This window comes from Candidatus Epulonipiscium sp. (assembly GCA_012519205.1).
Classification (GTDB): Bacteria; Bacillota; Clostridia; order Lachnospirales; family Defluviitaleaceae; genus JAAYQR01.
Genome location: JAAYQR010000023.1, coordinates 45,615 through 66,275, shown reverse-complemented (window position 1 = coordinate 66,275; position 20,661 = coordinate 45,615). Strand labels below are relative to the sequence as shown.

General features: G+C 34.8%; 13 protein-coding genes and 3 pseudogenes. 9 read left to right on the top strand and 7 right to left on the bottom strand.

Features of this window, described 5'->3' with window-relative positions:
• The first annotated feature begins 17 nt into the window (after positions 1–17).
• Together purD and GX308_07475 are read left to right on the top strand one after the other, a co-directional pair.
• The gene (gene purD / locus GX308_07480; protein ID NLK21908.1) at positions 18–1,277 is read left to right on the top strand and encodes a phosphoribosylamine--glycine ligase; all 1,260 of its coding nucleotides are present in this window, start codon (positions 18–20) and stop codon (positions 1,275–1,277) included.
• A gap of 240 nt (positions 1,278–1,517) precedes the next feature.
• Positions 1,518–1,709, top strand: a complete 192-nt coding sequence (locus tag GX308_07475; GenBank protein ID NLK21907.1) for an aspartyl-phosphate phosphatase Spo0E family protein — start codon at positions 1,518–1,520, stop codon at positions 1,707–1,709.
• Positions 1,710–1,730: 21 nt separating this feature from the next.
• On the opposite strand, the gene GX308_07470 is transcribed toward GX308_07475, so the two are convergent.
• Positions 1,731–2,807, bottom strand: coding sequence for a nitronate monooxygenase (locus GX308_07470; GenBank protein NLK21906.1), 1,077 nt, complete (start codon positions 2,805–2,807; stop codon positions 1,731–1,733).
• Between the two features lie 91 nt (positions 2,808–2,898).
• Positions 2,899–3,783: a LysR family transcriptional regulator gene (locus tag GX308_07465; protein NLK21905.1), complete on the bottom strand. Its 885-nt coding sequence runs from the start codon at positions 3,781–3,783 to the stop codon at positions 2,899–2,901.
• Positions 3,784–3,890: 107 nt separating this feature from the next.
• On the opposite strand from GX308_07465, the gene GX308_07460 reads away from it, so the two are divergent.
• Positions 3,891–7,661: a phosphoribosylformylglycinamidine synthase gene (locus tag GX308_07460; GenBank protein ID NLK21904.1), complete on the top strand. Its 3,771-nt coding sequence runs from the start codon at positions 3,891–3,893 to the stop codon at positions 7,659–7,661.
• Positions 7,662–7,771: 110 nt separating this feature from the next.
• Here the strand turns inward: GX308_07460 and GX308_07455 are convergent, their stop codons facing one another.
• Together GX308_07455 and GX308_07450 are read right to left on the bottom strand one after the other, a co-directional pair.
• Positions 7,772–9,691 carry a diguanylate cyclase gene (locus GX308_07455; GenBank protein ID NLK21903.1) on the bottom strand — a complete coding sequence of 640 codons (1,920 nt, stop codon included), beginning with the start codon at positions 9,689–9,691 and terminating at the stop codon, positions 7,772–7,774.
• Positions 9,684–10,922, bottom strand: a complete 1,239-nt coding sequence (locus GX308_07450) for an extracellular solute-binding protein (protein NLK21902.1) — start codon at positions 10,920–10,922, stop codon at positions 9,684–9,686. The genes GX308_07455 and GX308_07450 overlap by 8 nt, the downstream gene beginning before the upstream one ends.
• 180 nt (positions 10,923–11,102) lie before the next feature.
• On the opposite strand from GX308_07450, the gene GX308_07445 reads away from it, so the two are divergent.
• A complete protein-coding gene (locus GX308_07445; GenBank protein ID NLK21901.1) occupies positions 11,103–12,938 on the top strand; it encodes a family 10 glycosylhydrolase in 1,836 nt (611 codons plus the stop codon).
• 111 nt (positions 12,939–13,049) lie between these two features.
• On the opposite strand, the gene GX308_07440 is transcribed toward GX308_07445, so the two are convergent.
• Together GX308_07440 and GX308_07435 are read right to left on the bottom strand one after the other, a co-directional pair.
• Complete coding sequence (locus tag GX308_07440; protein ID NLK21900.1) at positions 13,050–13,352, bottom strand: AzlD domain-containing protein; 303 nt, start codon at positions 13,350–13,352, stop codon at positions 13,050–13,052.
• Positions 13,349–14,108, bottom strand: a pseudogene (locus tag GX308_07435) (AzlC family ABC transporter permease). The gene GX308_07440 and the pseudogene GX308_07435 overlap by 4 nt, the downstream one beginning before the upstream one ends.
• A 164-nt stretch (positions 14,109–14,272) precedes the next feature.
• Here GX308_07435 and GX308_07430 point away from each other — a divergent pair.
• The 3 genes from GX308_07430 to nagB all read left to right on the top strand — a co-directional run bounded on the left by GX308_07430 (position 14,273) and on the right by nagB (position 17,299).
• Positions 14,273–15,001, top strand: coding sequence for a 4Fe-4S binding protein (locus tag GX308_07430; protein ID NLK21899.1), 729 nt, complete (start codon positions 14,273–14,275; stop codon positions 14,999–15,001).
• Between the two features lie 404 nt (positions 15,002–15,405).
• Positions 15,406–16,548, top strand: coding sequence for an N-acetylglucosamine-6-phosphate deacetylase (gene nagA / locus GX308_07425; GenBank protein ID NLK21898.1), 1,143 nt, complete (start codon positions 15,406–15,408; stop codon positions 16,546–16,548).
• Positions 16,538–17,299: a glucosamine-6-phosphate deaminase gene (nagB, locus tag GX308_07420; protein NLK21897.1), complete on the top strand. Its 762-nt coding sequence runs from the start codon at positions 16,538–16,540 to the stop codon at positions 17,297–17,299. Before nagA ends, nagB begins: the two co-directional genes overlap by 11 nt.
• Here nagB and GX308_07415 read toward each other — a convergent pair.
• A pseudogene (locus tag GX308_07415) lies at positions 17,296–17,815 on the bottom strand (methylase). The gene nagB and the pseudogene GX308_07415 sit on opposite strands and share 4 nt — an antisense overlap.
• Positions 17,816–17,925: 110 nt before the next feature.
• Between GX308_07415 and GX308_07410 the strand changes: the two are divergent.
• A pseudogene (locus GX308_07410) lies at positions 17,926–19,439 on the top strand (FAD-dependent oxidoreductase).
• A gap of 98 nt (positions 19,440–19,537) precedes the next feature.
• Positions 19,538–20,560 (top strand): aspartate--ammonia ligase, encoded by a 1,023-nt coding sequence (locus tag GX308_07405; protein ID NLK21896.1) that lies wholly within the window; start codon positions 19,538–19,540, stop codon positions 20,558–20,560.
• The last annotated feature ends 101 nt before the right edge of the window (positions 20,561–20,661 follow it).

The window sequence follows — 20,661 nt, the reverse complement described above, 5'->3', positions numbered from 1 at the left end:
CAGGCGGAGGTAGAGGTATGAAAATATTAGTTATTGGTGGTGGGGGTAGGGAACATACGATTATATGGAAACTTGCCCAAAGCAAAAACATAAGCGAAATATATTGCGCACCTGGAAATGCGGGGATAGAGACCCTAGCTCATTGTATTGATATAAAAGCTACAGATGTAGAAGCATTAGTTAAGTTTGCACAGGATTCACAGATAGATTTTACTATTGTGGGGATGGATGACCCCTTAATGCTTGGGATTGTGGATAAGTTTCAGGAAAAAGGCTTAAGGATTTTCGGACCTAATAAAAAGGCTGCTATAATAGAAGGAAGCAAAGCATTTTCAAAAGATTTAATGAAAAAATATAATATACCTACAGCAGCTTATGAGGTTTTTGGAGATTTTGAAGCCGCTATAGGATATATAAAAACCCAATCCTTTCCCTTAGTGGTAAAGGCTGATGGGCTTGCTTTAGGTAAAGGAGTTATTGTTTGTAATACATATGAAGAGGCTTATGATGCAGTTTATGAGATAATGAAAGACAAAAAATTTGGAGAAGCAGGAAATAGGATAGTTATAGAAGAATTTATGATTGGTCATGAAGTATCAGTCCTATCCTTTTGTGACGGCAATACTATTATTCCGATGGTTAGTGCCCAAGACCATAAAAGAGCTTTAGACAATGATGAGGGACTAAACACAGGTGGTATGGGGACATTTTCACCAAGCCGTGTATATACAAAAGAGATAGATGAGTATTGTATGGAAAAGATTTTCAAGCCAACATTAAATGCCATGAAAGAGGAAGGAAGATCCTTCACTGGAATATTATTTTTTGGGCTTATGATTACTGATGAAGGTATTAAAGTATTGGAGTATAATGCAAGATTTGGAGACCCTGAAGCTCAAGTAGTAATTCCAAGATTAAAGGGTGATTTATTAGAAATTTTAGAAGCTTGTGTTGATAAACGGCTTCATGAAGTTAAAGTAGAATGGGAAGACAAGGCTGCGGTATGTGTAGTATTAGCTTCCGGTGGATATCCTCTTTCTTACGAAAAGGGATACCCCATAGAGGGATTAGAACGACTTAACAATGATAAGGATACAATCGTATTTCATGCAGGAACCGCTAAAAAAGAAGGAAAAATTATAACCAACGGGGGAAGAGTTTTAGGAGTTACGGGAATCGCAAAGACATTGGACGAAGCAATTAAAACAGCTTATAATGGAGTAGATAAAATTTATTTTGAGAAAAAACATTATAGAAAAGATATAGGAATTAAATAGGACTAAAGTAGGGCTATAGCCTAAATGATAATGCTATATCCCTATTTTTTTAGAAAAATATTGCAATATCTGCAATCAAAAGCTATTATTAATATTTAGTAGTATGTTGTTGGAAATGTATTAAGAATTCTTTATTAACAAAAAAACCCTATGAAATATTGTTTATTTTATAGTCTTTTGTAAATAATAAAGAAAGGTTAACCTTTTATCATGCCTATTTATTTAAAGTGGGGAATCTAAATGTCAGACAGTAAAAGACTAGAAATGCTCAAAGAAAAGATAGAAGAGACTAGACAGTACCTTAATGATTTAATTGGTTTAGAGGAAGGTATTATTTCTAATAAGAAAATCATGGATGTAAGCCAAATGCTGGATGATTTGTTGGTAGAATATCTAAAAGAGCAGGATAAAAAATTAAAGAGGACATCATGATGTCCTCTTTAATTTTATGTTTTAAATTAATGCAGCCTTGGTTTCTAAAACTAGGTTATTTATTAATTCTTTTACTGAGATAATCTTATTTAGCTTATAGGCATTACTTCCCGCAAAAATCAAACCATTTTTTGTGTCCCCATTAACTGCTTGAATTAAAGCTTTTGATATGCAATAAGGGGTAGTTGCAGGATTACAAGGCTTTAAACATTTATAGCATTTGGTTACCTTTTGATTTGCCTCTTCTAGGGCTTCAATTAAATCATTTCTTATGGCTCTGCCGGGCATACCTACGGGGCTTTTTATAATCTGTACATCGTTTTTGGAGGCATTTATGTAAGCTTTTTTAAAGTTTTCATGAGCATCGCATTCATGGGTCGTGACAAACCGGGTTGCCATTTGGACTCCCGTAGCCCCTGCTCTAAGATACTTCGATATATCATTGCCATCAAAAATCCCCCCTGCTGCAATAAGGGGTATTTTTTTATTGTATTTTTCTTCAAAAGGTTTTATAGCAGAAAGTACATCCTTTATTATAGAAGTTAAATTAGGTAGGGGATTTAAACTAAGTTCCTCTAAGGAAAACCCTAAATGCCCTCCAGCATCGGGCCCTTCTACAATCAGGGCATCGGGAAGATACTTATATCTTTTATCCCAAAGCTTAGTTATAACAGATGCAGCCTTACCGGAAGAAACTACAGGAACAATTTTAGAAGCAGAATTTTTAACTAGTTCAGGAAGATCTACAGGCAGGCCTGCACCACATATAATTAAGTCTATTTTTTCTTTAACTGCGGTAATTACTAATTCCTTATAACTATTCATAGCTGTTAATATATTTACACCTATAATTCCTTTTGGACTTAGTTCCCTTGCCTTTTTTATCTCCTTTTGCAAACCTCTTATATTAGCAGCATTGCTATTGGTCTCAAAATCAGGCTCGTTGAAACCAATTTGAACACCGGAAATGATTCCGATGCACCCCTCGTTAGCAACGGCGGAAGCTAAACCGGATCTTGATACCCCGACTCCCATGCCACCTTGGATAATAGGAATCTCTGCAATGAGATTGCCGATATTTAATGAAGGAAGTTTCATGTTATCACTCCTTAATTTTATTTGCATGTCAAATACTTTGACAGTCAAAGTATATAGTAAAAATAAAATTATGTCAATGAAATTGCGTTATTTAATAAAGGAGTTCAATGAACTTTTTGGCTCCAATTGAAAGGGGAATATGTTTATGAGTTATAACGCCTAAATAACGTACAGGTATTTTTTCCTTTACATGAACCATAAAGACCTCCTTCGATTTTAATTGTTCTTTAATGCAATTTTTCCATACAAAAGTAAGACCAAGGCCGATTTTTGACATTTCAACTAAAAGATCAATACTCCCCAGCTCGATTTCGGGAATTATGTTAATGTTTTTTTCTTTTATCATATCATCGAAAAACTCTCTAGTTGTAGTCTTACTTTCTAGCATAAGGAATGGGTATTTTTCTAAATCTTTTAGAGAAACTTGCCTATTTTTCAACTCATTAAATTGCATTCCTGCTATAAATACATCCTGAATGGGTTGCACCTTTTTTATAATCATCGAGACATCTACATAATGATTAGGAATATTAGATATTATAAAATCTACACTCCCTTGTTGTAAAAGTTCCACACATTTAGGGGAAGTACCATTGGTCACATGGATTTTTACCCCTGGATATAACTTATGAAATTCTTTGAAAAAGGGTAGAAGATAATATTTGCAAATAGTATCACTGGCTCCTATACGAACTTCTCCTTTGCTTAAAGAATGTATTTCATCGATGGTTCGCTCGGCGTTTTTGATTAGATTATATGCTTGTTCTATATGTTGGAATAATACTTCTCCATCTTTTGTAAGCCTAACCTGTTTTGTATTCCTAAAAAACAATTGTATATTTAGTTTTTCTTCTAGGTTTTTGATAGACTGACTTACTGCTGATTGGGATATAAAAAGATTATTTGCTGCCTCAGAAAAACTGAGGGTAGAGGCTACATAATAAAAAACCTTATAAAGTTCAAAATTTACATCCATTTATTAGTCCTCCTAATAAAACATATTAAAATTATTAATTTTATTTATTAATAATATCATGTTAAAATATGATTGTAAACAAAAATAAAAACATGGGGGTTAGATAAATGAGTGGTGTTAAGAGCGTTTTTGTTCAGAAAAAACCTGGTTTTGATGTAGAAGCTAAAGCCTTGTATAAGGATCTAAAAGAAAACCTGCTTATAAACGAATTAGAAAATGTACAAATTATTCAACGATATTATATAGAAGGAATAGATGATGAAACTTATAATAGGGCAAGAACTACAATTTTTTCGGAGCCCACTATAGATGATGTTTATGATGAAGAAATTCCTGTAAATGAAGGGGAAAGAGTATTTGCCATGGAATACCTTCCGGGTCAATACGATCAAAGGGCCGATTCGATGGCACAATGCATTCAAATATTAACACAAAAAGAAAAACCTATTGTTCAGGTAGCTAAGGTAATAAAATTAAAAGGAAATATTGACAATGAACAATACATCGCCATAAAAGATTATTGTATAAATCCCGTAGATTCAAGGGAAACTTCCCTTGAAAAGCCTGAAACTTTAATTATGGAATTTTCTATTCCACAGGAAGTGGAAATTGTAAAAGGATTTATAAATCTTTCTAAAGAAGGATTAAAAGAAATGAAAAATAACCTAGGCCTTGCTATGAGTTTTGACGATGTTGTGTTCTGCCAAGGATATTTCAAAAATGAAGAAAACAGGGACCCTAGTATTACAGAAATTAAGGTTCTAGACACTTACTGGTCCGATCACTGTAGACATAGTACATTTTTAACCAATATTGAAAATATAGAAATAGAAGATGGGCATTTTACAACCCCTATTAAAACAGCCTACGAAGCGTATCTACAAGGAAGAAGATTTGTTTATGATAAAAAAGATAAGAATATCTCTCTTATGGATATAGCTCTTATAGGCATGAAAGAATTAAGAAAGTTGGGCAAACTGGAGGACCTTGAAGTATCTGGTGAAATTAATGCCTGCAGTATTATAGTTAATGTTGATGTTAATGGAAAAGATGAAGAATGGCTTGTAATGTTCAAAAATGAAACACATAACCATCCGACAGAAATAGAACCCTTTGGTGGCGCTTCTACCTGTCTAGGAGGAGCAATTAGAGACCCTTTATCGGGAAGGTCCTATGTTTATCAGGCTATGCGTATAACCGGTAGTGGGGATCCTAGAACTTCAGTTGAAGATACCTTGCCAGGCAAACTTCCCCAAAGAAAGATAACCATAGAAGCCGCTCGCGGTTATAGTTCCTATGGAAATCAAATTGGTCTGGCAGCTGGTCATGTGGCGGAAATCTATGACGAAGGATATATAGCAAAAAGAATGGAATTAGGAGCCGTTATTGCGGCTACCCCTAGGAAAAATGTAGTAAGAGATGTCCCAAAAGAAGGGGATTTAATAATTTTACTCGGAGGTAGGACAGGGCGTGATGGCTGTGGGGGAGCTACTGGCTCATCTAGGGAACATACAGAAGAATCCCTTACCAGTTGTGGAGCAGAAGTGCAAAAAGGAAATCCACCAACGGAAAGAAATATCCAAAGATTATTTAGAAACCCTAAAGTAAGTACAATGATTAAACGTTGTAATGATTTTGGGGCAGGGGGAGTATCTGTTGCTATAGGCGAGTTGGCAGATGGACTTGAGATTGACTTAAATGCAGTACCAAAAAAATATGAAGGGTTAGACGGAACAGAATTAGCTATTTCAGAATCCCAAGAAAGAATGGCAGTTGTTGTAGAGAAAGATAATGCAAAAGAATTTATAGCTCTTTCGGAGGAAGAAAATCTAGAAGCTGTTGTAGTTGCTAAAGTAACTTCAGAAAACAGATTAAAGATATTTTGGAACAATAAAGCTATTGTAGATATAAGTAGGGATTTCCTAAATACTAATGGGGCAACTCAAAAAACAAATGTATTCGTAACAAAACCTGAAGATAATAAAAATTATTTTAATACTATTTCTACAGAAGTTAAAGAAAAACTTGAAGATATTAAAGAAGCCTGGATGACCAATCTTAGAGATTTAAATGTATGCAGTCAAAAAGGTCTTGTAGAAAGGTTCGATAGCACAGCCGGAGCAGGAACAGTACTTATGCCTTTTGGGGGAAAATATCAATTAACCCCAGCAGAATCTATGGTAAGTAAAATACCTGTATTAGATGGAGAGACAAAAACAGGAACCATCATGAGTCATGGATATAATCCCAAACTCTCTAGGTGGAGTCCCTTCCATGGTGGGGTATATGCTATAATTGAGGCAGTTTCTAAGGTGGTGGCAGCGGGGGGCGATTATAGAAGTATTCGCCTAACTCTTCAAGAATATTTCGAGCGCTTGGGTACCGATACTGCAAAATGGGGTAAGCCTTTTAGTGCATTGCTTGGAGCGTATTATGTTCAGAAGAAATTACAAATAGGTGCAATAGGCGGAAAGGATAGTATGTCAGGAACCTTTGAAGATTTGGATGTGCCACCGACTTTAACTGCATTTGCCGTAAGTTTAGTTGAAGTTGATAATGTAATATCCCCTGAATTTAAAAAGGAAAATAATGCAGTGGTTTATATTCCTCTTAAGAGGGATGAATTTGAACTTCCGGACTTTGAAGAATTAGATAAAACCTATTCTAAAATAACTAAGCTTATTAAGGATAAAAAGATAGTGTCAGCCCATACAGTAAAAATCGGTGGAATAGCAGAAGCCATCAGTAAAATGAGTTTTGGTAACAATATAGGTATGATTTTTACAGAAGAAATAGGAAAAGAAATGCTTTTTGCCCCTAATTATGGTTCTATTATCGTTGAAATGGGTAAAGATGATATAAAACTACTAGGAGATGTAGAGTATAAAGTTTTAGGTACTACTATGGAAGATGGAAGCATCAAGATTAGTAATGTCAAAATTTCTATAGAAGAAATGTTAAAGGAATGGACAAAACCATTGGAAAGTGTATTCCCGACAAAAATAAAAGAAATAAAAAATAAGCCTATAAATAAAATTTTCATTGGCAAGAATACCAATAAGAGCCATATAAAAATAGCAAAACCAAGGGTATTTATTCCAGTATTCCCTGGGACCAATTGTGAATATGAAACTCAAAAAACTTTCGAAGATGCAGGAGCTATAGGTGAAACCTTTGTATTTAAAAATTTAACCCCTGCCCATATAGAAAAATCCATAGATAGGATGGTTAAATCAATTGATAATTCGCAGATAATCACGATTCCCGGAGGGGCAAGTGCTGGGGATGAACCAGAAGGTAGTGGTAAGTTTATTGCAACAGTATTTAGAAATCCAAAGATTAAAGAGGCAGTTATGAATCTTTTAAATAATAGGGATGGTTTGATCTTAGGCATAGGTAATGGTTTTCAGGCCCTTATAAAGCTAGGTTTAGTGCCCTTTGGTGAAATCGTAGATATGAATATGGATTTTCCTGCCCTTACCTTTAATACCATAGGAAGACATGTATCTTGTATGGCCACGACAAAAGTAACTTCTGTAAAATCTCCATGGTTTAGTAATATAGAAGTAGGAGATATCCATCAAATAGCAGTTTCCCACGGAGAAGGACGGTTTGTAGCCAGTGATGAAATCATGGATAAATTGTTTGCTAATGGACAAGTGGCAACCCAATATGTGGATTTTAGGGGGGAACCTACCTACGATATAGCCTTTAATCCTAATGGATCCATGAATGCTATAGAGGGAATTACAAGCCCTGATGGAAGAGTTTTAGGAAAGATGGGTCATTCAGAGAGAATGGGAGAAAATGTATCTAAAAATATCCCAGGAGAAAAAGACCAGAAATTATTCAAATCAGGGGTAGATTATTTTGCATAAAAGTTTGAAGAATTATTATGTCATATAAAGTATAGAAATTATGCCATTCCTCCTAAAACCCGGAATGGCATAATTGTTTATACCCTTTGTAACAGCGAAAAGAGTTAAAACTAAGTAAGGATAGCATTACAAAAGACATCAACTATATGAGGATCAAATTGTTTTCTAGATTCTCGTTGTAATTCACCAATAGTCTCTTCAAAAGAAAGGGCTGACTTATAATGGTTCCCATGAAGCATTACATCATAGGCATCAAGTACTGCAATAATGCGGGATAACTTAGGAATATCTAATCCTTTTTTCCCGGTGGGGTACCCAGTGCCATCCCATCTTTCATGATGGTTCAATATATAATTGGCAATATGAGCCAAGTCTGTAGAAGATTGAGCAATTCTACAACCTATTTCACAATGGGTTTTTAATAGTTCCCATTCCTCAGTAGTAAGTTTGCCTGATTTATTAAGGATATCCTTACTAATTGCTACTTTTCCAATATCATGGAGTAAGGCTAGAAGTTTTAAATCACATATTTCGTTATCGGTTAGGTTAAAATGATATCCAAAGCTCTCTGCTAGATGATGCATTCTGTCTAAATGTTGGACTGTTTCTTTGCAGTTTTTCTCTAGGGTTTTTTTGAGAGAATCAATAAAGGAACTTCTAAACTTATCCCTATCTAATAGTTTATTTCTATACATTTGATTTTCGGCTGTTTTAATAATTTGCGGGATGGTTTTATCTAGGGTAATCCTAGTAGAATAGCCTGTAGAAATGCTTAATTGGAATTTATAGTTTTCGTAGGATAAACAGGCTGAGTATACATCATTGCATATTTTTTTTACTTGTTTTTTATCTGTATTAGGAAGCAAGATAATAAATTCATCTCCACCCCACCTAGCAATAATTCCTTTAGAAGGACAAACAGTTTTAAGGATTTTACTAATTTGCACAAGCAATTTATCTCCTTCATAATGACCAAAGATATCATTGGTTATTTTTAGTCCATTAACATCTCCGATAATAAGAGAAAGGGGAAGAAAATCTTCTTTATCTAGATTAATCATTTGTTCTTCAAAAAACCTTCTATTGTATAGGTCTGTTAGGGTATCCCTTTGGGCAGAATACTGCAGGTTTTTAAAAAGGCGAATATTTTCAACCGTAGAAGCAAATTGATTACATAAAGGACTAAGGATTTCAAGGATTAAATCAGATATTGGATACGAGGAATAAATATTATCAAAAAGAGCGGCCCCGACAACTCGTGTATTACTTATTAGTGGAACCCAATATCCAACTAAATAATCAAGGGATTTTGGACCCTTATTTAAATTAGGTATTTTAGGAATTGTTTCTAAATCAAAAGTATTGCCATTAAAATCAATACAGCGTTTTATTGATATATTTTTATCAAATTCATCGTATAGAAACAGTGTAATACGATCAAAATTAAGATGCTTAGTTACTAAATGAGCAAATGTAGAAATAATTTCATCTATACTCACTAGGGGTTGTAGATTTCTAGAAACGTCTATGGTTACGTTAAGAAGTTTTTTACTTTCGATATTTTTGTTTGATAAAATAATTTGAAGTATTCCTATGGAAATGGAGGTGCCTAAATAGTTCAGAACATCTAATGTCCCGGTAGTCAATTGTTTTTTACTTATAATTTGTAACAATCCAATTAAATGGTCAGCATTTCTTAAAAGTAGTTTTATATAGTATTCATCACCATTTTCGATTTGAAGTATGTTTAAAGTATCATTAAATTCTTGGGATACTTGGTAAATGGGAAGTAAATTATTTCCCTGAGTCGTTGAATTTTTTGAACAGACAACTTCTTCTTTCAAAAACTTCCCTGAATCATCCATAATATATATGCTTAGAAAACTGATGTCCCCAAGTGATTTATTGAGCTCGTTTAAAATATATTCCCCCACATGCTCATAGACTAGGGTATAATCCTTGTGATTTGACAAAATATTGCAGATTTCCATACTTATTAAAAGTATTTCTTCTTTTAAATCTTTAATCATAATATTTCATCTCCCATGCAATATTGAGTATGCTAGAGGTATTTTTATTGATCCTATTTAGGATTTTGTATAATTTATTATAAGACGAATCGGGATTAGAGTTTTTTATAAACCAAAAAATATTAAAAATACCCTCAGAAAGTACCAATTCTATATTTCGCCATAAGGGATGAAAAGAATAGGATTTAGAATTGATGATTTCCGAATAAATGGTCCTAATGGCTTGGTTATCTAAATGTTTATCCCAAAAAGGAGAATGAAAAGCCGGAAGGTTTCCGCTTTCTGGGGCCCATTTTTCAATGAAAGAATCTGAAGTTAGATGTTTTACTATTTCCCAAGATTCATTAGGGTATTTTGTTGTTGAAGACACATTAAGGAGTGCGCCCCCAGCATATGCCTTCATATCGGGAGACTTAGCGGGAACGGGGATTACGGTATGATTTTTTTTGTACTTTAGTGTGTTTACAACAGAGCGATTCGTCGTATCCATAAGGAAAGTACATTTATTTTTATTATAAAATTTTTCGTGAAGAATTCTTGAATATATATTAGGGTCATTGATATTCGTTGAACTGATATTCATTAACTTCACAATATATTTAAAGGTTTCGACAAAAGAATTTAAGTCAATGAGGTTATTTTCATACTTAGTCAAATTAGGAAAAACATATCCTTCCTTATATAACCATGCCATATAAAAATGGAGGGTTCCTGGATCAGGTCTAGCAGTAAAGCCAAAAGGAATATGCTCGTTTTGAGTACTGGATGTATTTTCTTTTAGGAAAATTTCCCGGCAGATGTCATAAAGGATATCCCTACTACAAATATCGGTATAATCTATATTATGTTTTTCAAGAAAATCTTGGTTAGTTGCCAAGACAACCGGTTCAATAAACCAAGGTATACTATAACGGATTCCTTTATATATGGAGCAATCATCCATCCATTTACTAAGGCTGGGGCGAATTTTAAAATATGAAGGCACCTCTTTAAGGTAACCTAAGTGGGCAAAAATACTGATCCAAGTGGAGCCTAATTCAAGCACGTCTGGGGGAGAACCATTTTTAAATGCCTTTATCATAATATCATAGGCCCTGTTCCATGGAATCGTTTTAACATCGATATTTATACCAAGATATTTTTCAAGTCTTTTTAACTCATCATTATAAACAAAAACTTCATTATTTTGATAGGTAGATAAAAGCCATACTTTAATAGATTTTGAATTCATTTTGTATCACCCTCAGGTTTTTATTAAGAATATTATACCATATTTTAATGGGCATCTGTCTATACCATATCGTGAAAGAAATAATTTAATAAATATGTAAAATAACAAGTTAATATAACATGATATAATGTTATAAGCATAACTAAAAAATATAATTACTTGGATTAAGGGGGAAAAATTTTGGAAGGGCTATCTAATAAAGTAAAGACATTTTTAATGGTGATTATGATTGTAGTCACTGCTTCTTCGGGCATAACATTAGTGTATGGATATGAGGAAGGAATTTACCACGAAAAGGCTCAAATTTTAAAGGAATTGGGACTTTTCAAGGGAAGCGATAGGGGTTTTGAATTGAATAGAAAGGCCAATCGTGTAGAAGGAGCAATAATGCTGGTGCGATTATTAGGGGAGGAAAAGGAAGCTTCTAAAGAGATTTATACCCATGCCCACCCCTTTATAGATGTACCTGCCTGGGCTAGTTCATATGTTGGTTACTTATATAAAAACGGGTTAACCAATGGCGTAAGCCCCATATTATTTGGTTCGAAGAATGATATAACCCCAGCCCAATATACAACTATGGTTCTAAGGGCCCTAGGTTATAGTGATGAAGATGGAGATTTTAATATAAATAATGCCTTGGATTTTGCTAATAAGATAGACATACTAGATGACAATGAAGTTTCTGTACTAAAATCCATAGGGAATAATAATTTTTTAAGAGATTACATAGTTATGGTATCTTATAATTCACTTTATGCTAAAATACAAAATCAGGATAATAGTTTAATTTATACTTTGGTTAAAGGAGGAGCAATATCAGGTATTAGTGTTGAAAAAGCCTGCAAAATCGATAATCTCCTAAGGTTAAATTTGTTAGTGGAGGGTTACTTAGATGAAGGGTATCCGGAAAAAGAAAGCCATAAGAATGGGGAGGTAAGAGGAGTTTGGATTTCATATTTAGAATTGCAGACAATCTTTCCTAATAAAACGGAAGGCCAATTCAAAGAAGCCATAAAGGGGATGTTTAAAAATATTAAGGAAGCAGGATTAAATACGGTAATAGTTCAGGTAAGGCCCTTTGGGGATGCTATATATCCTTCGGAAATTTTCCCATGGTCCTATATTATAACAGGAATAGAAGGAATAAATCCGGGCTACGATCCTCTTGGAATTATGGTGGAAGAGGCCCATGCCCAAGGCCTAGACTTTGAGGCATGGATTAACCCCTACCGTATTAGGAACAATACAAAACCTCTAAGTGCAGACAATAAAGCCCTAAAATGGTTAGAAGACGGAAGTAACAAAGTGATTAAAGTTGGCAATGGTATATATTATAATCCTGCAAGTATGGATGTACAAAGATTAATTACGGATGGAGTTATTGAAATAATAGAGAAATATGATGTAGATGGGATACATTTTGATGATTATTTTTATCCTACAACAGATGCTAACTTTGATAAAGTTGATTATGAAAGATACAAATTAAACGGGGGCATCTTAAACCTTTCGGATTGGAGAAGAGAAAATGTAAATCAGCTAGTTAGAGCGGTATATAAGGGGATTAAAGACAATAACCCGGGAATTAAATTTGGCATAAGCCCACAGGCCATCATTTCAAAAAGTTATAATGAGCAGTATACTGACATTTATAAATGGTTGTCAAATCCGGGATATGTTGATTATATATGCCCACAAATTTACTTTGGGTATGAACATTCTACCTACCCCTACGATAAAGTGGTTAAACAATGGGTGAATCTGATGAAAAATCCGGATATTCAGTTATATGTAGGGCTCGCTGCTTATAAGGTAGGCCGTGAGGATTCCTGGGCGGGGAGCGGAAAGGCAGAATGGATGAAGGCTACAAGTATACTTCAAAGGATGATTGAAGATGGAAGAAAAGAAGATAATTATCTTGGATTCATATTGTTTAGGTATGACTCTTTATTTAATCCTCCTTCATCATTAAAGGAGCAAATAGATTTAGAAATGAATGAAATAAAAAAATGAATAATCAAAAAAGCGTCGGCTAAGGGAGAGTCGACGCCTTTTTTATGTATAAAAAAGGGAGGTGTTTGTAGTATTACCAAATACAAAATAAATATTCATACTTAACAAAATTTAAATAAATAATTCCCAAAGATATACCATAATAATACCACTGATGGCGACAGTCATAAGCCCTTTTTCAAAATAGGCTAAAACAAGGGCAGTAATCATGCCAGCAATTGCAGAGGATAAATGACTTGTGGAATAAAGAATATCTGGAAAAGTCATTGCACCCAAAACAGCAAAAGGGAGATAGGATAAAAATGATTGAAGAAATCTTGATTTCAATTTCCGATTAAAAACTGCAAGAGGCAAGACTCTAGGAATATAGGTTACTAGGGCCATTGTTATGACAGAGATAAAAGCATAACTCATATTTCCTCTCCTTTCGGAAATAATAATGCGCCTATAGTGGAGGCAATAATGGTAGAGATAATGATTCTAAAGCCACTAGATATTTGATTTATGCAAGGAAGCCATTTAAACATGGAACTTATAGATATCCCCGAAAGCACTACGATTAAAGCAGCTTTTGATTTTTTTTGTTGTTGGAATTACCAAAGCTATAAACATAGCATATAGGGCGATTCCCATAGAGCTTTGTAATTGGCTTGGCAGTAAATTACAGGCTATGGCTCCGGTGGCTGTACCTAAAACCCAGCCCCAAAAAGGTCCAATAATAAGGCCTAGCATATATGAAAAGGTTATATCATCCTTTTCAAGGGAAGCAACAGAAAAAGTTTCATCGGTAATTCCAAAGGCCATAACACATTTTTTAATTAGAGGCATCCCCGGAACAATCTTTTGCGATAAAGAAAGAGACATTAACATATATCTAATATTTATTACAAAGGTAGTTAGAGCAATTTCAAACAGGGAGGCATTATGAATTATTAAGGAGGCACCTGCAAATTGCCCGGCAGAGGTAAGATTTGAAAAAGAAATAAAAATAGAAAGCCAAACAGGAATACCCCCATTAACTGCCATTAGACCGAAGGTAAAAGACACGGGAAAATACCCTAGGGCAATAGGAATACCTAGTTTAAAGCCCTTATAAAAATAATGATTAGGAGAGGGGTTTTCGGTTTTTATAATACTGTTTTTCTTATAGATTTTTTCTATTGAATCCATGGATATCCTCATTTCACTACTTCATTTAGATTATTATAACTTATGGATATGATTAGTCAAGTTAGAAGAAAGATATAACAAATGGGGTATTTTTGTAATATATATCACAGATTTATATTTTAATAATGCTATAATGAGGCCATAATCACAAGGGAGGAGTTCAAATGTTAAGAAAAATTATTCATATACACGAAGAAAAATGTAATGGATGTGGATTATGTATTGAAGCTTGCCATGAAGGAGCCATAGAACTTATTGATGGGAAAGCAAAACTCATATCCGATGAATACTGTGACGGTTTGGGAGATTGTCTACCCCAATGTCCTACCAATGCTATAGAAATCATCGAAAGGGAAAGTAAGCCCTACGATGAAGAACTGGTTCAAAAGAAAATGGCAGAAAGAAAAAAAGCTAAAGCCTCACCTATGCCTTGCGGCTGTCCGGGAACCATGGCAAAAACCATAGAAAGAAAGCAGCCTGCAGTTAAAGAAAAGGTTGAAGTTAAATCTGAACCTAAAGAAGATCTTCAATCTGAGTTAATGCAGTGGCCTGTACAGTTAAAACTAATTAATCCAAGTGCAGCATATCTTAATAATCCAGATTGGCTTATTGCTGCAGATTGTACTCCTTTTGCCTATGCCAATTTCCATCAAGATTTTATTAAAAATCATATTACCATGATAGGCTGTCCTAAACTAGATGACAATGAATACTATACAAATAAGCTTACTGAGATGCTAAAAATTCATAATCCAAAAAGCATCACCGTAGTCAGAATGGAAGTACCTTGCTGTGGAGGAATTGTATCCGCTGTTAAGACTGCAATGCTAAGTTCACAGAAGATTGTAAACTATAAGGAAGTGATTATCACCACAACAGGAGAGATATTGTAGGGAATCAGGGGGAGGTTTCGAAACTAAGTTATCCTATTCTGAATAGAATGAAGCGGAATGAAGAATCTTGGAAGACCCGTAAATAATGAGACTATTCGCTACAACAAGAATGACAAAATTGGTAGTTTGTGTTTTTGAATATTTTCATTGAGTTTAGATTTCGCCATCTGATAGGCAGCATTTAGTTTTAAAATAAAGAAAAAGAATAATAGAAGCCAACTAGGATAAACTGTTTTAGTTGGTTTTTTATTTTACTCTTTTTTATATAGTAAAGGAAAAAGGTATATGGTAAAATGTAAGGAAATTGTGTCTATTACAATGATTAGTGGTTATAATTGCCACGGGATTCTAACCAAAGACATTGATGAACAGTTAAGTATTTAGACACGAAAGTAGGAATAAATATGAAATGTTTATATAATGGCAGACTAATTATAAAGGGAGAAATATATCGAAACAAAGCAGTTATTTTTGATGAGCAGATTAGAGCTATTGTTGATGAAAAAGAGATATATGCCATGGCCCATATGGACAAAATAGATGTAGGGGGTAGATATATCTCCCCAGGATTTATTGATTTACACATTCATGGATATGACGGATACGATACAATGGATGGATGTGAGGAAGCTATACAAAGAATAAGTGAAGGGATAGCAAGAAATGGAGTAACAGCTTTCCTACCCACTACCATGACCATGCCCTTAGACAAAATATATAACGCCCTTTATAGGGTACGTCAGGTAAAGCAAAGGGGGGTTAATGGAGCAGAGGTTTTAGGCGTTCACATGGAGGGGCCATTTATAAATAGGAAGTTTAAAGGGGCTCAAGATGAGCAGTATATTAGAGCACCTGATTTTGAAATCATTAGGGAGTATAAAGATATCATCTCTTTAATTACCTTAGCACCTGAACTTGAAGGAGCCTTGGAATTTATTAAAAAAGTTAAAAATGAAACCCATATTGTACTTTCCATGGGACATACAAATGCCTCCTATGAGGAGGCGCTAGAGGGTATTTCCTGTGGTATTAGCCATGTTACTCATTTGTTCAATGCTATGACAGGTCTGCATCATAGAAGTCCTGGAGGAGTAGGGGCGGCATTAACGAGGGATATTACCTGTGAGGTGATAGCAGATACCATCCATATTCACCCAGAGCTATTTGAAATGATTCTAAAGGTGAAGGGCCTTGATAATATAATCTTAGTGACAGACAGTATGGGAGCAGCTGGAAAAGAAGATGGGGAATACACCTTAGGGGGTCAAAGGGTGTTCGTAAAGAATGGTTATGCAAAATTAGAAGATGGAACTTTGGCTGGGGGTATTCTCAAATTAAATAAAGCGGTATATAATTTTAGTAGGTACACTCCTTGGATTCTTCCCAAACTTATTTCTACTGTTACAATCAACCCAGCAAAGGCTCTTGGTATTGATAAGAAAAAGGGAAGTATCGAAGTAGGGAAAGACGCCGATATCACCATATTCGATGAAGCAGTAGATATTTATTTGACATTTGGAAAGGGGAAGATATTATATGAATTTTAAGTTTAACAATCTAAGAGTTTATGTAGAAGAGAATTATGAAGCAATGAGCAAGAGAGCAGCGCATATACTGGCAAGCCAGGTTCATCTTAAACCAGAGGGTACCATAGGACTTGCAACGGGGGGAACCCCTGTGGGTATGTATAAGGAATTGGTACGTATGCATAAAGAGGCGGGGCTAGACCTATCAGGGATTACCACATTTAACTTAGATGAATATTATCCTATCACCAGGGATAATTTACAAAGTTATTATTATTTCATGGCAGATAATTTATTTAACCATATCAATATACCAAAGGAACGCATCCACATTCCTAATGGCATGGCAGAAGATATCAATAAGGAATGTGAATCTTATGAAAATAAGATCAAAGAAGCCGGTGGAATTGACCTTCAAATATTAGGAATAGGTGAAAATGGACATATAGGATTTAATGAGCCGGGTAAAAAATTCGAAGCCTTAACCCATTTAGTGAACTTAGATGAAAATACTATTGAAATAAATAGTAGGTTCTTTGATTCCATCGAAGAAGTGCCCCAAAAAGCTATTACCATGGGAATTAAGACGATTATGCAGGCTAGAAAAATTGTTCTTTTAGCCAATGGATCCAAGAAGGCAGAAATAATTAAAAGGACTATTGCCGGGGATATTACCCCCGAGGTTCCTGCATCGATTTTACAGCTTCATCACGATACAACAATTGTATTAGATAAGGCGGCGGCCTCTGAAGTCATTAGTTTACTTATTTAACTAATTGATACAATATGATGAAATATGGTTTCCTTGAAGTTTTTTCTCCAAGGAATATTTATAGCCTCATAGGTATGCTGACATATAAGGGGTTCTTTTATACCATTAACAACATTAAATCCAGAAATAATAACAGAATGTTGTATCCTATCTTGATTGTTTCTATATTGAATAATATCCCCCATTTCTAATAAATCAGCAATGGAGGAGTCATATAAACCATCTCCCTTTATGGAGATGGTTTTTGCTTTTATGCCTAGCTGATTTTCTTTTGTCATTACTTTAATATACCAGTATAAGGAAGCAGCTACTGCCCAGCAGATAGAAGTTCTTCCATTTTGATACCACCAAGGATGGGTAGGATGGTAATGATTTTTTTGCGCCTCCAGCTGCAAGACATTGGGAAATAAAGTTTGTGCAATCATCCCCTTGATAATACACATACTGTGGATTTGGAGATAGACCATATTTAATAGCATATTCAGAAGCTGCTTTGCGATTATATATTTTGCTCATAAAATCACCTTTATTTATATATTTAATTCATTTTAAATGTATGCATACATAACTGAAAGAATTCCTACACAAACTAATTAGAAATATATTATTTAAAGGAGATAAAAAAGATGATAAAAGAAAAATCTAAATCTTATTGGATTTCTTCAACTCCACCGACTAATTACCCGGAGCTATCGCAAGATATATCGGTGGATGCGGCTATTATCGGTGGGGGGATGGCAGGGATAAAGACTGCCTACTATTTAAAAAAGGAAGGATTAAAAGTTTGTTTGATAGAAGCAAGAAGAATTCTAGAAGGGGTAACAGGGCATACCACTGCCAAGGTTACAGCACAGCACCACCTTATATATGATACTCTAATTAATAAATTTGGAGAAGAAAAGGCAAAACTATATGCTGACGCTAATCTATGGGCCATAGAAGAGATTAATAAAATTATAAATGAAAACAATATAAAATGTGACTTTACGAGGCAACCGTCATTTGTTTATGCTCAATCCGATGAATACATAATTAAGGTAGAAAAAGAAGTAGCAGCAGCCCAAAGATTAGGTATAAATGCTTTTTACGATAAGGAGCTGCCTCTGCCCTTTCCTATTAAGGGTGCCATAAGATTCGATAATCAGGCCCAATTTCATCCGAGAAAATACTTACTCCCCTTAGCAGAAACCATCTCTAAAGAAGGTAGCTTTATATTTGAGAATACGAGAATGAAAGAAATCACGGGTGAAGATCCTTATATCATAATTACCGATAAGGGTAAAATAACTGCCAAACATGTTGTTATTGCCTCACATTTTCCAGTGCATGATCATTACGGGTTCTATTTTGCTAGGATGTATGAATCAAGGACTTATGCCCTCGGAATGAAAATCAAGGAAAAGTTTCCTGGTGGGATGTATCTTTCTGCAGAAAGTCCCAGCCATTCTCTCCGTTCACAGCCCTATGAAAATGGAGAATTGGTACTTCTTGTTGGGGAGGAACATAAGACTGGGCATCATAAGGAGGCGGCAGAACATTACCGAAGGTTAGAAGAATTTGCCAATGAAAATTATAACGTAGAAAAAATATTATACCATTGGTCCACTCAGGATTGTATGCCTTTAGATGATATCCCCTATATTGGGAAAATTACAAAGGCTGCAAATAATATGTATGTGGCTACGGGTTTTAAGAAATGGGGAATGACCCATAGTGTAGTAGCAGGGGCCCTTATTAGGGATATTATTTTAAACAAAAAAATTCCTGTGAAGAAGTATTTAACCCTTCGAGGGTTACTTTAACACAATCAGCCAAAAGGTTTATGCAAATCAATGCAGATGTTGCAAAGGAACTGATTTCTGGGAAACTAGATATTCCGCGAGATACCCTTAACGATATAAAAGAAGAAGAAGGGACAACAATTGAGATAGGGGGAAGAAGAATAGGAGCTTACAAAGATAAAAACGGGAAAGTGTATCTTGTAGATACAACCTGTACTCATCTAGGCTGTGAGTTAAAATGGAATGATGCGGAAAAGTCTTGGGATTGCCCCTGCCATGGCTCAAGGTTTACTTATACGGGGGAAGTTTTAGATGGGCCTGCTGTAAAACCCCTACAACGATTGGAATTAAACTTCTAGATTGTAGCAAAAATATGCATTAACTATTTTAAAATTCACTTTGAGTATGATATAATGATAAAATTAAAGCAAGCAAAAAGAAGTCAGGGGGAAAATTAATGAATGACGCAATAAAAGCCTTAATAATACCTAATGAATATGTATCTCCTCTCTCCATTAGAGAAACTATAGATGCAATTAAAAAATTAAAGGATTATTTTGAAAAAGCATTGGCGGAAGAGCTAAATTTATCGAGGGTATCTGCACCTTTATTTGTTAAAAGTGAAACAGGATTAAACGATAATTTAAGTGGAGTGGAAAGGCCGGTAACCTTTGATGTTTATGGCATAGGAGGAAAAACTGTAGAAATAGTACATTCCCTAGCTAAATGGAAGAGAATGGCCCTAAAACAATATAATTTTTCTGTAGGAGAAGGTTTATATACCGATATGAATGCCATAAGAAGAGATGAAGAATTAGACAATCTTCATTCTATCTACGTGGATCAGTGGGATTGGGAAAAAATTATAACAAAGGAACAAAGAAATATAGAGACATTAAAAGAGATAGTTAAGAAAATATATAATGTTTTTAAAAAGACCGAAGGGTATGTAGAAAAGCTATACCCCAACATCAAACCAGCTTTACCTGAAGAAATTACCTTTATAACCACCCAAGAACTGGAAGATAGATTCCCCAGCTTATCTCCTAAACAAAGGGAAGATGCTATTACAAAAGAAAGAGGGGCCGTATTCATCATAGGTATTGGAGAAAAACTGGCATCGGGCAAGGAGCATGATGGTCGCTCCCCAGATTATGATGATTGGACTTTAAATGGAGATATACTTTTTTGGTATCCCATACTAGAAAAATCTATGGAATTATCCTCGATGGGAATAAGAGTAGATGAAAATGCCCTTTTAAAACAGCTTGTCATAACGGGGTGCGAGGATAGAAAAGAGCTGAACTTTCACAAACAGCTACTTAAGGGTCAGCTGCCCTATACCGTAGGGGGAGGCATTGGCCAATCAAGGTTATGCATGTTCTTTTTGAAAAAGGCTCATATTGGAGAAGTACAAGCAACAGTGTGGTCTGATGAAATGATAGAAGCTTGCCAAAAAGCTAATATTTATTTACTATAAGGATGTATGAAAGTACTTCTTTAGTTATGGTAGGGGCCATGTGTCACCTACCACTACATGAACGAAGATAAAACTTGCCCTTTTGAAGGTCATGAAGAATT

Coding starts and splice junctions, on each gene's coding strand:
- GX308_07470 (NLK21906.1), bottom strand. CDS start 2,807: ATGAAACTTCCTTCATTAAATATCGGCAATCTCATTGCAGAGATTCCT.
- nagA (NLK21898.1), top strand. CDS start 15,406: ATGAAATGTTTATATAATGGCAGACTAATTATAAAGGGAGAAATATAT.
- GX308_07455 (NLK21903.1), bottom strand. CDS start 9,691: ATGATTAAAGATTTAAAAGAAGAAATACTTTTAATAAGTATGGAAATC.
- GX308_07465 (NLK21905.1), bottom strand. CDS start 3,783: ATGGATGTAAATTTTGAACTTTATAAGGTTTTTTATTATGTAGCCTCT.
- GX308_07430 (NLK21899.1), top strand. CDS start 14,273: ATGTTAAGAAAAATTATTCATATACACGAAGAAAAATGTAATGGATGT.
- nagB (NLK21897.1), top strand. CDS start 16,538: ATGAATTTTAAGTTTAACAATCTAAGAGTTTATGTAGAAGAGAATTAT.
- GX308_07405 (NLK21896.1), top strand. CDS start 19,538: ATGAATGACGCAATAAAAGCCTTAATAATACCTAATGAATATGTATCT.
- GX308_07475 (NLK21907.1), top strand. CDS start 1,518: ATGTCAGACAGTAAAAGACTAGAAATGCTCAAAGAAAAGATAGAAGAG.
- GX308_07450 (NLK21902.1), bottom strand. CDS start 10,922: ATGAATTCAAAATCTATTAAAGTATGGCTTTTATCTACCTATCAAAAT.
- GX308_07460 (NLK21904.1), top strand. CDS start 3,891: ATGAGTGGTGTTAAGAGCGTTTTTGTTCAGAAAAAACCTGGTTTTGAT.
- GX308_07440 (NLK21900.1), bottom strand. CDS start 13,352: ATGAGTTATGCTTTTATCTCTGTCATAACAATGGCCCTAGTAACCTAT.
- purD (NLK21908.1), top strand. CDS start 18: ATGAAAATATTAGTTATTGGTGGTGGGGGTAGGGAACATACGATTATA.